The 14,732-nt window shown below is 51.3% G+C and carries 9 protein-coding genes; 1 reads left to right on the top strand and 8 read right to left on the bottom strand.

Going from position 1 to position 14,732, the window contains the following annotated elements; all coding sequences use genetic code 11:
- Positions 1-423: 423 nt before the first annotated feature.
- From ACFMKP_RS23705 to ACFMKP_RS23670, 8 genes are all read right to left on the bottom strand, one after another.
- Positions 424-2,562 carry a PQQ-dependent sugar dehydrogenase gene (locus ACFMKP_RS23705; protein WP_382296048.1) on the bottom strand — a complete coding sequence of 713 codons (2,139 nt, stop codon included), beginning with the start codon at positions 2,560-2,562 and terminating at the stop codon, positions 424-426.
- A gap of 83 nt (positions 2,563-2,645) precedes the next feature.
- Positions 2,646-3,893: an acyl-CoA dehydrogenase family protein gene (locus tag ACFMKP_RS23700; protein WP_382296045.1), complete on the bottom strand. Its 1,248-nt coding sequence runs from the start codon at positions 3,891-3,893 to the stop codon at positions 2,646-2,648.
- A 490-nt stretch (positions 3,894-4,383) separates the two neighbouring features.
- On the bottom strand, positions 4,384-5,532 hold the full coding sequence (gene xylA / locus ACFMKP_RS23695; RefSeq protein ID WP_382296042.1) for a xylose isomerase: 1,149 nt from the start codon (positions 5,530-5,532) through the stop codon (positions 4,384-4,386).
- 184 nt (positions 5,533-5,716) lie between these two features.
- Positions 5,717-8,041 (bottom strand): alpha-xylosidase, encoded by a 2,325-nt coding sequence (yicI, locus tag ACFMKP_RS23690; RefSeq protein ID WP_382296039.1) that lies wholly within the window; start codon positions 8,039-8,041, stop codon positions 5,717-5,719.
- Between the two features lie 142 nt (positions 8,042-8,183).
- Entirely contained in the window at positions 8,184-9,047 is an 864-nt protein-coding gene (locus ACFMKP_RS23685; protein WP_382296037.1) for a carbohydrate ABC transporter permease, read from the bottom strand.
- A gap of 1 nt (position 9,048) precedes the next feature.
- The gene (locus ACFMKP_RS23680) at positions 9,049-9,942 is read right to left on the bottom strand and encodes a carbohydrate ABC transporter permease (protein WP_382296034.1); all 894 of its coding nucleotides are present in this window, start codon (positions 9,940-9,942) and stop codon (positions 9,049-9,051) included.
- Between the two features lie 316 nt (positions 9,943-10,258).
- On the bottom strand, positions 10,259-11,593 hold the full coding sequence (locus ACFMKP_RS23675; RefSeq protein ID WP_382296031.1) for an extracellular solute-binding protein: 1,335 nt from the start codon (positions 11,591-11,593) through the stop codon (positions 10,259-10,261).
- 68 nt (positions 11,594-11,661) lie between these two features.
- Positions 11,662-12,675: a LacI family DNA-binding transcriptional regulator gene (locus tag ACFMKP_RS23670; protein WP_382296028.1), complete on the bottom strand. Its 1,014-nt coding sequence runs from the start codon at positions 12,673-12,675 to the stop codon at positions 11,662-11,664.
- Between the two features lie 537 nt (positions 12,676-13,212).
- On the opposite strand from ACFMKP_RS23670, the gene ACFMKP_RS23665 reads away from it, so the two are divergent.
- Positions 13,213-14,619: a pyridoxal phosphate-dependent decarboxylase family protein gene (locus ACFMKP_RS23665; RefSeq protein WP_382296026.1), complete on the top strand. Its 1,407-nt coding sequence runs from the start codon at positions 13,213-13,215 to the stop codon at positions 14,617-14,619.
- Positions 14,620-14,732 lie beyond the last annotated feature (113 nt).

Raw genomic sequence — 14,732 nt, 5'->3', positions numbered from 1 at the left:
TATCTTGCATATGTAGCCATCATGAGCCTAATTATGGGTCAATTGCAAAGCTCTACACCTTTTGGCGTAGCGTAAACAAATGCCCTTTGATCGATCTGATCAAAGGGCGTAGAACATGCTAAATTTTGCTAGGTTCCCTCACCCCAGCCCCCTCTCCCGTGACGCGGGCGAGGGGCTTTGACTTCGTGGTTTTGTGCAATTCGTCGGTAAAAAAACGTGCGGCTCCCCCGCGCCCGCGTCCAGTGGGAGAGGGGGCTGGGGGGTGAGGGTCGGTTGTTAAGATCCCCTCACCCCAACCCCTCTCCCGTGGCGGGCGAGGGGCTTTAACTTCGTGGTTCTCTCCCAATTCCTTGGTGCACCACGGATGCTCCCCCTCGCCCGCGTCCAGTGGGCAAGGGGGCTGGGCGGTGAGGGTACAAGAGTTTACTTGCGCACCACTGGCAAGTAGACCTGCTCTGGCGTAAATTCTTCGTAGACTGCGGTGTAGGTGGTTGCGCTGGCAGGCGTTGTAAAGCTGCGTGGATTACTGGTGTTGTTGTCGCTCCAGCGCACAAACCGCCACCAACGATTATTATCAGTATAGACTGGCGCAGTTACGCGTAAAACATAGCCCTGCCAAGAAACAAATGGATCATCGGCATCGATTGGGTCGTTGTTGACCACGAAGTTTGCGTTGGCATTCGGGGTTGAAGCCAAGGTTACATTAACTTTGCGTGGTTGAATGGTTTGGGTAACGACATGGCTCAAGCCGCTATTATCGGTCGCGGTTAGCTCTAGCTCCAAGTAGCTGTTGCTCGCGGCAAGCAAATCTTCTGGCGATGGCGCAGTAAAGCTAAAGCTATTGGTCGTTGGTTGGGTCAAATAAGGGTGGGTGTGAGTATCGTGATGCAAAATCACTTTCCACGATAAGGCACTAGCTGGCAACTGGCCTTGTTCTGCATCGCTCGCTTGGCCACGCACCTGAATGCTTTGGCCAACGGCGAAGAGCGCGCTTGGGCTTGGTTGGGTGATGCTGGCGACTGGGGCAGTTGCGCCAATCCGCACAACGCTTTGGCTCACGCTCGATATATCGCCATTGCTACCGCGCAAATATAAGGTTGCGGTGTACGTACCATTGCTGGTGTAGGTGTAGGATGTGCTGGCAGTGCTAGTTTGGCGAGTCGTGCCATTGCCAAAATTCCAGAAGTAGGTCGCGCCGTTGCTTGGCGTGGTTGCGCTAAAGGTCACAGCCAAGGGTGCTGCACCAAAACTGGGGTTCGCCGTAAAGGCTGAGTTTAAGCCAGCTGCGCCATTATAGCTAATGCGCCGAATTTCGCCACCATTAGCATAGGTTGCATAATATAAGGCTTGTTGCGCACCGTTGGGGCCAAATGCCATATGCGTCACCGACCCAGGATTATCTGAGAAGGTTACGACTGAGTTATACGGCGCTTGGGCTGAAATCATAAAGATTTTGCCACACACATAATCGCCAAACATATAGCCGCTGTAATTACTCGGGAAGGTATTGGCAGGCACAAACGCGCCACCAGTGATCGAATTACAGTTGGTAAATGGCGCACCTGCATTGCCATGGCTATATTCATAAACTGGGTCGACCATGTTGGCAGGAGTTGGCGAACATGGGCCGCTGGTGTTATTGACCCGCGTACCTTCACGGCAATTCCAGCCATAATCCTTGCCAGCAGTCACTTCGTCAATTTCCTCGCGCACGTTCTGACCAACATCATTGACAAACAAGCGCACGCCAGTTGCATTGGGATCGAAGGTCATACGATAGGGATTGCGAAAGCCCAAAGCCCATGTTTCTTGGCAAATTGTACCGCTGGCAACCGAGCCAGTGTTACAACGCGCCGTGCCAGTGCCAAGGAATGGATTATCGCTGGGAATCGTGCCATCGGAATTGATGCGCAAAATTTTGCCCAGCAAGGTATGGCGCTCGCGTGAGGCATCGTTGGCCCCACCACAGCCGCTATCGAGATAATCGCAGCCGCCATCGCCAACGCTCACAAACAGCTTGCCATCTTTGCCAAAGCCAAGATCGCCAGCATTGTGATTGCCATTGAACGACATGATGTTATCGAGCAAGACCGATTCTGAGCTTAAATCGAGGGCGTTATTGCTCCAAGTAAAGCGCGAAACCCGATTGACTGGATTGACCGTTTCGCTTTGTTGAGGGCAATTGTTCGGGGTTTGGTTAAATTTGTTGAAGGTATAGTAGACATAGACATATGGTCGTCCGCTGGTAAATTGCGGATCAACCGCAATGCCCAACAAACCGCGCTCAAAATCGTAGCAAACCCGCGAGCCAAGGCTCAGCACCGTGCGCGTGCTGGTGCCGTTCCAAGCTAATAATTGACCATTCTGTTGCGTAATAAGCATTTCGCCTGATGGCAACCAGGTAAACGCGGTTGGCGCATCAAGGCTACTAGCGGGAACAACGACGGTTTGGGTAAATCCAGCAGGGACGGCATTGGGGGCGACAGCAGGCTGAACTTGGCGAATAAATGGAATCGAAAGGCTCGAAAAGATCAGCGCAACCACAATAAGCCAACGCGACATACTTCCTCCTTAAACACAACCACCGCGAACAAAGCCCTAAAAACCTTGTTCGCGGTGGTTTCCGCTCCGATGGCTAGCGCTGTTTAAGCGTTCCAAGCCTCTTCGTCGTAGGCTGGCAACTCACAGCGTAAGGGCTTGTTTTCGCGCTCTGAGAGCGCAAAATCTGCTTGCAACAACTCTTGGAGTTCGCGGGTTCCTTCGTAGATCACCGCGCCGCGGCTGTTGCGCAAGTAGCGTTCAACCGGATACTCATCGCTAAAGCCATAAGCACCGTGAATTTGTATTGCATCGTTGGCGCAGTTGAAGCTTTCAACCGTGGCGTGCCATTTGGCCAAGGTGGTTTCGCGGGTATTGCGAATGCCTTGGTTTTTGAGCCAGCCAGCGCGATAGCAGAGCAAGCGCGCGGTTTCGAGTTTCAGCACCATATGGCTGATCATACGTTTAACCAACTGGTGTTGGCCAATTTGCACGCCAAAGGTTTCGCGCTCTTTGGCATATTTGACCGAAGCCTCTAAAGCAGCTTGGATCAAGCCAGTTGCGCCGGTTGCCACGGTGTAGCGCCCGTTATCCAAGGCGGTCATGGCAATTTTGAAGCCTTCGCCTTCTTCGCCCAAACGGTTGGCGACTGGGACGCGCACATTTTCAAAAATCACGCTGCCAGTGTTGCCAGCGCGCACGCCCAACTTACCATGAATTGGCACCGTTGAAACACCTTCAAAGCTGCGTTCGACAATAAATGCCGTCATGCCGCGTTGTTTTTTGGCTTTGTCGGTGTAAGCAACCACCAAATAGTGGTCGGCCAAATCCGAGAGGCTAATCCAGGTTTTTTCGCCATTGAGAATATAGTGATCGCCTTCGAGCACGGCGGTTGATTGCATGCCTGCAACGTCGGTGCCAGCGTTTGGCTCGGTCAGACAATAGGCAGCAATTTTTGCGCCAGTAGCTTGGGGCACCAGATATTTTTGCTTTTGTTCTTCAGTGCCCCATTGGAAGACTGCCAATGAGTTGAGGCCAGTATGCACGCTGAGAATAACCCGCAGCGAGGTATCGACCCGCTCTAGCTCTTCACAAACGACTGCAAGGCCCAAATAGTCGAAGCCTGCGCCGCCATATTTTTGGGGTAAACACACGCCGAGAAAACCGAGTTCGCCCATTCGTTTGATAATTGGCACCATGTGCTCGGCGGTTCCGGCATGGTCACCAGCGCCCTTGCGATCCCATTCGCGAATATAGGGGGCGACTTCTTTTTCAGCAAAATCGCGCACAGTTTTACGCAGCATATCGTGCTGTTCGTTAAGCAAAAAACCGTAATTTTCGGTCCAATCAATCATGGCTTGTTCTACCTCGTGTGTGCTGTATAGCTCGTCGCTTGCCCCATTGCAAGCAACATGTAGCTCCTAGCATAGCATATCTTGGCAATTTGCGGGTAGGCAGAAAGAACATAGAACAAAGAGCATAGAACATAGGGGCCAGGGATCGGATGTTGGGTGGCAGTGAGAACATAGAGCATAGAACATAGGGCTTGGGGATCGGTTGTTGGGTGGCAGTGATCGGGGATTTCTTTTAACGCAGAGGTATTGATAAGGATGAAGGATGAGGGATGAATTATGAAGGGTACGGCCTTAGGAAAATTCAAATACTAGGCATAAGCAAATTTGGGTTCTTCGTGGTTTCAAATTATTGCTCCACAAAGAACCCAAAAAATCACTCTTAGCTTGGATAATCATTGTATATTGCTAAAAATGTTCCGATAGCCAAAAGCCTATAGCCATTCTGCGGGTACGCTAAAACTTAATACTTCATCCCTCATAATTCATCCTTCTATCTGGCTCCCATCAACAATTCGAAGGTCAGTTGATCGAGCTTTTCGTAGCCGAGGCCGCGTGCGCCAAGCGCTTGGCGATCGAATTGATAGGCTTTGAGCGCAGCGGCCCGTTCTGGCGTATATGCGCCACGGAATGGCTCAACCTCAGCATTAGGCGCATTAATTTGGGCCAAGAGCGCTTGAATTTCGGCATCGGCGTTGAAACGCTTAACTTTTTCGGCCAAGATTTCGTAGGTGCGCATACAGCCCCGAGCAAAATCTTTAACCCCTTCAAGATCTTCGCTGCGATAGGCATGAGCATCGAAGTGCAATGGGCCATCGTAGCCAGCATCTTGCAGCAATTTGACCAAGAAAAAGCTTTGTTTGTAGTTTTGCGCGCCAAAACGATAATCTTGGTCGTAGCGCCCGCTATTTTGATCGTTCAGGTCGATATGGAATAGTTTGCCTGCATCAATCGCCTGCGCCACAGCATGGGTAAAGTTCAAGCCAGCCATGGTTTCGTGGGCAACTTCTGGGTTTACGCCAACCATCTCTGGTTGATCGAGGGTCTGAATAAAGCCCAACATGGCTCCAGTGGTGGGCAAAAAGATGTCGCCGCGTGGTTCGTTGGGCTTGGCTTCCAACGCAAATCGATAGCCATAACCTTGGGCGTTGCTATATTCGCACAAGAAGTTCAGCGCTTCGCGGAACCATTTCAAGCCTTCGAGCAAATTTTTTGAGGCATCGGTTTCGCTGCCTTCGCGGCCACCCCAAAAGACGTAGGTTTTAGCGCCAAATTCTGCGCCCAAATCCATCGCAGCCATGGTTTTTTGCAAGGCATAGGCCCGTACCGCCGGATCGTTGCTGGTAAACGCGCCATCTTTGAAGGCTGGATCGCCGAACAAATTGGTGGTTGCCATTGGCACAACCAGGCCAGTATCGTTGAGCGCTTGCTTGAAATCGGCCACAATTTGGGCTTTTTGGCTGGCACTAGCATCAATCGGCACTAAATCGTTATCGTGAAAATTAACACCCCACGCCCCAACTTCGGCCAAAAGATGCACAATCTCAACTGGTGAGAGGGTTTTGCGCACTGGTTCGCCAAATGGATCGCGCCCGACATTGCCGACTGTCCATAATCCGAAGCTAAACTTATGCTGGGTCATGCTATTACTTCCTTATCTTGATTCACGAAGGATGAAACCACGAAGGGCGCGAAGAACGCTAAGAATTCTGTTCCAGCGTTTTTCAATTGCCCACAGTGTATTTTCATCCTTCACATCTGTACCCTAAACCCTTTCCAATCTTCAATTCTTTTGCTCTATGCTCTATGTTCTCTGTTCTTACACCCTACTTCAACTTCACAACCAGCTTGGTTGCCTGACCAAGAGCTGTGAGTTGTACGCCAAGCGGGTGTTGTTCGACTAAGGCTTCATCGGCGCTCGCCACCTGTTGGATGCCAACCAAAACAATTTGCCAATCGCTGGCTTGACCTTCTTGCACGATGCTGATTGTATCACCATCGCGGCGGGCACTCCACGAGGCGGCAATATCGCCATTGATTGACGGAACCATGGTATAGGCTGCTTGACCATCGCCCAATTCGTACAGGTTCAAGGTCACGCCGTTGGTATAGTCGTAATCTGGACGTTCGCTGTTGTTGCCGATTGCAATCAAGCTGTTGGGTCGGGCCAAAAGTGGCAAGCTCAGCATGTCGTGGGTTTCGTTGACCCAACGAGGGCCTTCGACAACTGCGCCAGTTGTGATTTGGGTCCAGCGGCCAGCAGGCACATAGTAGCTCACCGTGTTGTCGTAGGCAAAGACTGGCGCAACCAACAACGAATCACCAAGCATATATTGGCGATCAAGATAATCGCAGGTCGGATCGTTCGGGAATTCCAACAACATTGCCCGCATCACCGGAATCCCACTCGTGGAAGCGGTCACAGCAGCGCCGTAAAGATAGGGCATCAAGCGTGATTTAAGCTTGGTGAAGTGACGCAGCACATCAACAGCTTCTTGATCGTAGATCCATGGTACACGATAGGTATGGTTGCCATGTAAGCGGCTGTGCGATGAAAGCATGCCGAAGGCGATCCAGCGTTTGTAAATCTCAACTGGTGGCATGCCCTCGAAGCCGCCAATATCGTGGCTCCAGAAGCCAAAGCCCGAAAGCCCTAACGATAAGCCGCCACGCAAACTTTCGGCCATCGATTCGAAGGTCGATTCGCAATCGCCGCCCCAGTGGACAGGGAATTGTTGGCCGCCAGCAGTTGCCGAACGCGCAAACAACACCGCATCGTTCAGGCCGCGTTCGGTTTGCAACAAATCAAACACGACTTTGTTGTAAAGATGGGTGTAGTAGTTGTGCATACGCTGTGGGTCGGAGCCGTCGAAGTAGGCCACATCGGTCGGGATTCGTTCGCCAAAGTCGGTTTTGAAACAATCAACGCCCATATCGAGCAGACCTTTGAGTTTGGCCGCATACCAGGCACATGCATCAGGATTGGTAAAATCGACCAAGCCCATGCCCGATTGCCACATATCAGATTGCCAAACATCGCCATTGGGCTTTTTCACCAAGTAGCCGTGCTCCATGCCTTCGCGGAACAGCGCCGAACGCTGAGCAATGTAGGGATTGATCCAGACACAAATCTTCAAGCCGCGATCTTTGAGCCGTTTGAGCATGCCTTCAGGGTCAGGGAAGGTGCGTGAATCCCATTCGAGATCGCACCAGTGGAATTCGCGCATCCAGAAACAATCGAAGTGAAAGACGTGCAAGGGCAAATCGCGGTCGGCCATGCCTTGGATAAAGCTGGTCACGGTTGCTTCATCATACGAGGTGGTAAACGAGGTTGTGAGCCACAAACCAAACGACCATGCTGGCGGCAAGGCTGGGCGGCCAGTCAAAGCGGTGAATTTTTCGAGAATTTCTTTGGGGGTTGGGCCATAGATCACAAAATATTCGAGGCTTTGGCCTTGAACGCTGAATTGCACCCGCGAAACTTTTTCCGAGGCAATTTCAAAGGCCACGTTTTCTGGCTGATTGACGAACACGCCATAGCCGCGATTGGTCAAATAGAATGGCACATTTTTGTAGGCTTGCTCGCTGCCAGTGCCGCCATCTTGGTTCCAAACATCGACCGATTGGCCGTTTTTGACGAAAGCGGTGAAGCGTTCGCCCAAGCCATACACTTGTTCGCCAACGCCGAGCGATAATTGCTCGTGCATAAATTCGCCTTCGCCAGCCAAGCTAATGTAGCCAACACCTTTGCGGCCACTGCTGGTTACGCGGCGGTTTTCAGCCCAAAAATTGATGCTCCAATCGCCAGTTTTGGGAATTTGCACGCTCAATTTGCCGCTGGTCAAGCGAAATTCTTGCTCATCTTCGCTGGTGCTGACGCTCTCATTGGCCGATTCGGCAATCGCAAAGTTGGGGCCTAATGGGCGCTGGCCTTCGAAATGGGTGAGTTTGACCCGAATCACATCGGGCATTGGCGAGGAAAAACGGGCGGTAATCGTACCCAAGTTCAAGGTATCGCCGCGATGGTTGATCCGCTTGCCTGGAGCATACACCGTCAGACTTGTATCGTTAATTTGGCCATCGTAGGCTTGTGATGCGAAAAGAGCATTAACTCCCTCACGCATCATCCAATAACCATCAGTAAATTTCATTATTAAATCCTTATGTTGATCCACGAAGGACGGAACCGCGAAGATCGCGAAGAACGCTAAGGGCAATCGGTTTTAGGCTTCATCCTTCATCCTTCATCCCTCATCCTTGTCTATGTTCTATGCTCTATGTTCTTTGCTCTGATCACTTCACACTACCTGCGGCAATGCCTTTGGTCAGGGTGCGTTGGAAAATCAGGAAGAAGATAAAACAGGGCAGAATGCCTAATAAGGCCGAAGCGCTAGATAAAGTGGCTTCCATGTTGCGTTGGCCTTGCAGCACGCCGACGGCAATCGGCACGGTTTGGCGATCGTTGCTAATCAACAAAATCAACGGCAAGAAAAATTCGTTCCATGTCCAGATGAAAAAGAAGGTGAACAGCACCGCCAGCGTTGGGCGACTAACTGGCACAATGATCTTAAACAGCAGTTGAAGCTTGTTACAACCATCGAGCATCGCCGCTTCTAGCATTTCCTTGGGAAAGGTGCTGAACACCGATGAAAGCAAATAGGTGCCAAAAGCGCTCTGAATGACCGAGAAAATCAAGATCACCACAAAGCGGGTGTTGTACAGGCCGAATTCCTTGGAAAGGTAGTAGAGTGGATAGACCAGTGATTCTTGGGGCAGGGTGTTGGCAACCATAAACAGAATCAACAGCCAAATCCGACCTTTGATCCGCCCGATGCCCAAGGCAAAGGCGTTGAGTAGCGATAACAGCACGCCGATGACTGCCACGCTGGCGCTAATCAACAGGCTATTGAGCAACTTCTGGCTATAATCAACCCGCTGCCAAAACTCCACGATGCCAGCAATCGACCATTCGGTTGGCCAGCTTAGTGGGCCGTAGGTTGCATAATCCTCGGGCGTTTTGAAAGCATTGATAATCACGATCGCAAATGGCAGCAGCACAACCAGGAGCGCGATCAATAGCGCCGCCAGCACAAAGAAGCGTCCGATACCAGCCTTGTGTGGTTTTTTGTAGCTTGATTTCATTGGAAGGCTGGTCATCTTAAAGCTCCTCGGCTGATTGGCGACGAATAAAGAAAATCGTCAATCCAATAATGATCACCGTCATAACCGTGGAAATTGCCGAGCCATAGCCAATATTGGCCTTCTCGAAGAAGTTTTGGTAGGCAAAGTAGGACGGAACCAAGGTAGAGCTACCAGGGCCGCCGCGAGTTAGCACATAAATTTGGCCAAAAACTTTGAGCGAGGCAATCGTCGTGGTCAGCAGCACTACAAAAATCTCAGGCCGAATCAAATGCACCGTGATATAGCGAAAGCGATCAAACCAACTTGCGCCATCAAGCACCGCCGCCTCGTAAATTTCGGGGTCGATGCGCTGCAAGCCAGCCATAAAAATGACCAGCGGATAGCCAAGCTGAAACCAAACCATAATCACCATTACGCTGGGCAAGGCAGTTTGGCGATTACCAAGCCAGTTGCGGGTCAAATTATCGAGGCCCAGCGCTTCGAGAAAGCCATTCAAGGCCCCATAATTTGGGTGCAGAATCCAAGCCCAAACCACGCCAGCAATTGCCACCGGCAAAATTTGCGGCAGATAAAATGCGGCGCGGAAAAAGCTGGCTGTGCGCGAGCCAAATTTGTTGGTAATATAATCGTAGAGCACGGCGGCGAGTAGCAAGCCCAGCAACGTCGGCACAATCGTCATGGCCACCAACATCGCCAAATTGTTACGGAATGATGCCCAAAACGTGCTATCACGGAACAAGCGGGCATAGTTATCTAGCCCAGCCCATTTTGGCGTGCCAACACCCTGCCAATGGGTGAAACTTGTGCCAATATTCATCAAGAAGGGAATGGCGATAACCAGCACAAACAGAATCAAGCCAGGCAGCAAAAACCACCAGTAGCCCCTGTTTGTTGAACGTTTAAGCAGCATTGCCGTAACCTTTCGATTGGTAGCTAGAATGATGAACGGGCTATAGGCTATGTGTACTGGTACATCAGGTTAACCACCGCCTGATCCCCTCACCCCAACCCCTCTCCCACGTGGCGGGCGAGGGGCTTTAATCGCGTGATTCTACCACACTGCGTGGTAAAAACGTCTGCTCCCCCTCGCCCGCGTTTTCGTGGGCGAGGGGGCTGGGGGGTGAGGGGACACGGTTGCCAACCCAATGAATCAGTATAGCTATGGGCTATGGGCTTTTGATTTTGATGAATTCCATAGCCTATAGCCTACAGCCAATAGCCTTGGTTTACTTGCCTAAGGTCGCGCGATGTTCTTGGTATGGGATGGCAATCGCATCAAGCATTTCGCTTGGGGTTTTGGTGCCATCGATCAACTCTTGGATATTGGCTACCAAGATGTCGTAGTAGCCTGGCGCTGGCCAGTCGGGGTAGAAGGCCAAGCCATCGGCTTTGGAAATTGCATCGAAGTTTTGGATTAATTCTTTATTCTTTTCGTTGGTGATTTTGCTGACATCGGCGTTGACTGGCACGCCACCAGAGTTGCCCAACAAGGTCTGAATTTCTTGGCTCATCGTGATGTCGATGAAATCGTAGACCAGTTCTTTGTTTTGGGCATTGGTTGGCACGGCCCAGATGTTGCCGCTTGAACCTGGGTGCAAGGTATTGCCTGGGAACAAGAACGTGCCCCATTCAAAGCCCTTGATTTCGTCGGTAAAGCGACCATACCACCAGCTGCCAGAAATCATGATTGGGAATGTACCATTGGTGAAGGCCACGCCCATATCTTCGGCCTTGATGCCAGTTGCATCTTTGCTGATATAGCCTTTGCTGACCCATTCAGCCATTTTTTCAGCGCCATAGGTAAATTCTGGGCCACGGAAATCGACATCGCCTTGATAGAGTTGGAAGGCGTTGACGAATTCGCGGTTGGCTTTGCTCAAGACCAATTCATAGAAAATCTGTTGGGCAGGATATTCAGCGCCACCAACTGAGAGCGGAGTCACGCCTTGTTGCACAAAGGCATCCATCACAGCTTCGAATTCGGCGAAGGTGGTTGGCACTTGCAAATTGGCTTTGGCAAACATGTCTTTGTTGTAATAGACCATGACATATTCTGCATAGTTGGGCACGCCAAACCATTTGCCAGCGCCCATTACGCCTTTATCGTCGTAGCGAGCGGTGGTTTGCAAGCTAGAGCTGAGCAATTTATCCCAGCCGCGTTGAGTTGCAACATCAGAGAGATCGGTCAGCAAGCCTTGGGTTGAAAGCAAGCCAGCGGTTGCATTGCCTTTGTTATATTCCAAAATATCGGGGGTTTCGTTGGAGTTGAGCACCATACCAGCGGTTTGGCGAATTTGCTCGAAGCCTTTTTCTTCAAACTGAATCGTTACGCCTGGGTGTGATGCTTGGAATTGTTTGATCGACTCGGCCCACGCAATGCCCATGGCGCTGTTTGCGCCTTCGTAGTGCCAAAGCTTGATTGTGCGTGGCTCGTTGCTGGTGGTGGTGCTGCCGCTGGGGGCGGTGGTTGCGCTCTCCGAGCCACATGCTGCCAGAATGCTGGTGAGTAACACCAAGAGTAGCATAAATGAGAGTCGGAACGTTGACTTCGATGTGGACATCTGTGTCCTCCTTGGGATCGTTACCATAGCCATTGTTAATTTTCAGCCGACGAGCGAGCGATGGTGAACTATCGTTCTGTGCGCCGTGCTTGACCGGTACTGTTGCGCACAACTAATTGACATGGCAAGAGGGCTTGGGGTAACTCGCGATCTTGGGCTTCGAGCTGTTGAATCAGTAAATCAACGCCTAACGCGCCAAGCTCAGCAATTGGTGGTTCTAAGGTTGTTAGAGTTGGCAAGGTCATTTCGGCAACCCGCGCCGAAGAAACCAACGAAATCAGCGAAATATCGTCGGGAATACTTAAGCCACGTTCGCTGACTGCTTGAATAATGCCGGACATAGCGCGTTCGTTCATCACAATCAGCGCACTCAAGCCGGGGTATTCAGTTAATAATTGATTGAACATCTCGTAGCCAGCGCTGACTGAATCATGGCAAAAGGTGCTTATGCCCTGCAATTGAGCCGCCGCGATTGCCTCATCGAAGTGTTGGGCAACCCGCACCGTCGGGCCATAGCCAGCCGCAAAAGCTTCTTGCGAATGATTGATAAAGGCAATCTGGCGATGGCCAAGCTCAGCAAGGTAATTTACGGCGAGCTGGGTTGTACGATCAAAATCAATATCAACATAGCTCATGCCGCTACTATCGGCGCTACGGCCAATCATGCTGAAGGGAAATTCGAGTTCGCGGAGCAATTCAATCCGTGGATCGTTGAGATGTACTTCCATCACCAACACGCCATCGACGAGGCCTTGTTGCAGCAATTGACGTAGCTCGCTCGAATCGGTGGGCAACGACCACAACACCAAGTGGTAGCCGTTGTTGCGAGCAGCTTCGGCGGCACTAGTCACAAACTCAAGCTCAGTTAAGCCCAAGCCACGTTCAGGCGTTGGAAAAAGCAAGGCGATAATTTTGCTGCGTTTGCTGGCCAAACCGCGAGCTAAGGCATGGGGCTTGTAGCCAAGCTCCTCCATCGCGGCGTAAATCCGCTGGCGGGTTTCTTCTGAGATCGGTCTCGTTCCATTGAGTGCGTATGAGACGGTGCTGAGGGCAACTCCGGCTCGTTTTGCGACATCGACCATCGTTGGCACAATGCCCCCCGTTCTCGCGTGTAGCGGTGCGAAAGCTTATCGAAGCGTATAGTCGAAACGCTTCGATGAACACTATACAAAACCACAGTCCGATTGTCAAGCATGAAAAGAGCATAGAGCCTAGGGGGTTGGGGATCGGGGTTCAGGGGTTAGGCGTTGGGCTATCGGCTGTTGGCGATACGCTACAGGAAATATAATTCAAATAATCTGTTCAATCTGTGGCTAAAAAACGTTTCCTTCGTGCAATTCGTGGCTAAAAATAAGCCTTCGTGGAGCAAACCTTTAACGCAGAGGCGCAGAGTTACGAAAGGATGAAGGATGAAAGATCAGAGAAACATCATCAAACCAATCTGTGGCTAAAAAATACATTCTTCGCGTTCTTCGCGCGCTTCGTGGTTCCGTGCTTCGTGCGCTTCGTGCCCTTCGTGGATCAAAAGTGGTCTGCTTAAACGCTCGCAACTGGTACTTAACCAAGCCAGTTGGCTTTGCTATGCTCAAGCTAGTTCTGAATTAAATTGAGGTAGCCTAATGAACCCAATGTTAGCCAACGATGCAGCCCAACTCGACCAGATTTTAGAGCAAACACTTGCCACCGCCAAGCAATTTTTGCACAATTTACCCCAGCGCCCAGTTGGGGTCACCTACCCAGCCAAGCACCTCCAAGCATTACCAAACGCTGGCTTAGGCGCAGAACAAACGCTCGAACACTTTTTGAGCCGCTTCAGCAGCACATTAACTGGCAGCACCGGCCCACGGTATTGGGGTTTTGTGACGGGTGGCGCAACCCCAGCAGCTTTAGCAGGCGATTGGCTGGTCAGCACGTTTGATCAAAATCCAAGCGGCACAACTGAAACCGCAGCTATTCAAGTTGAAAACGAAGCCATCAGTATGCTACGCGAATTATTTGGCTTGCCCACGAGCTTCAGTGGCACATTCGTTTCGGGTGCGACAATGGCCAATTTTGTTAGCTTGGCAATTGGACGGCAATGGGTGGCCAAGCAACTCAATCACGATGTAGCGCGCATGGGCCTGTATGGGCTTGCGCCAATTCCCGTGTTGAGCGGCGCGGCCCATTCGAGCATCTACAAAGCCATGTCGATGTTGGGCATGGGTCGGCAACAACTCCAAACAATTGAGCTGCTGCCTGAGCGTGAGGCGGTGAACATCGATGCATTACGGCAAGCATTAGCAGCCTTGCCCAAGAACCAACCAGCAATTGTGGTCGCCAATGCAGGCACCGTCAACAGCGTCGATTTTGATGACATCACCGCAATCGCTGCGCTCAAGCAGGAATTCAATTTTTGGTTGCATGTCGATGCAGCCTTTGGTGGCTTTGCCGCATGTTCGCCGCAATTCGCCCATTTAGTGCATGGCATTGAGCATGCCGATTCACTGACAATTGATGCCCACAAATGGCTCAACGTGCCCTATGATTCAGCCATGCAATTCACGCGGCATGCGGCTTTGCAAGTTGAAGTGTTTCACAACAGCGCCGCCTATCTTGGCCCAATGGGCGAAAACCCTGGCTTTTTTCATCGCACACCGGAAAATTCGCGCCGTTGGCGCTCGCTGCCCGCATGGTTTACGCTCATGGCCTATGGCTCGGCTGGCTACCAAGAAATTGTTGAGCGCGATTGTGGGCTGGCGCAAATGCTCGGCAATTACATCAGCGATTCACATTTGCTGCGGTTGGTCGCGCCCGTGCGCATGAATGTGGTTTGTTTTAGCTTAGTTGGTCATCCTGATAGCGCGCGAATTCAAACTTTTCTTAATGCAGTCAGCGCGACAGGCGCGGTTTTTATGACCGCAACAGTCTATGAGGGCCAGCCAGCAATTCGCGCAGCCTTCTCGAATTGGCGCACAACCGCCGCCGATGTCGAGCTAGCATGGCAAGCCATGGAGCGCGTTGCAGCAGAACAAATCGATAAATTATGAAGGATGAATTATGAGGGATGAAGAGCAAAGGACAGAAATCAGAAGTCAAAAGGAAGAAGGCAAAAATGATGAGGGGTCAGCGGTCAGGGGCTAGGGGTTAGAGCTGGAGAGAG

Source organism: Herpetosiphon sp. NSE202 (assembly GCF_042688385.1).
GTDB lineage: Bacteria > Chloroflexota > Chloroflexia > Chloroflexales > Herpetosiphonaceae > Herpetosiphon.
Note: the sequence above shows the minus strand (reverse complement) of the source record. Positions and strands in the feature narration are given on the sequence as shown.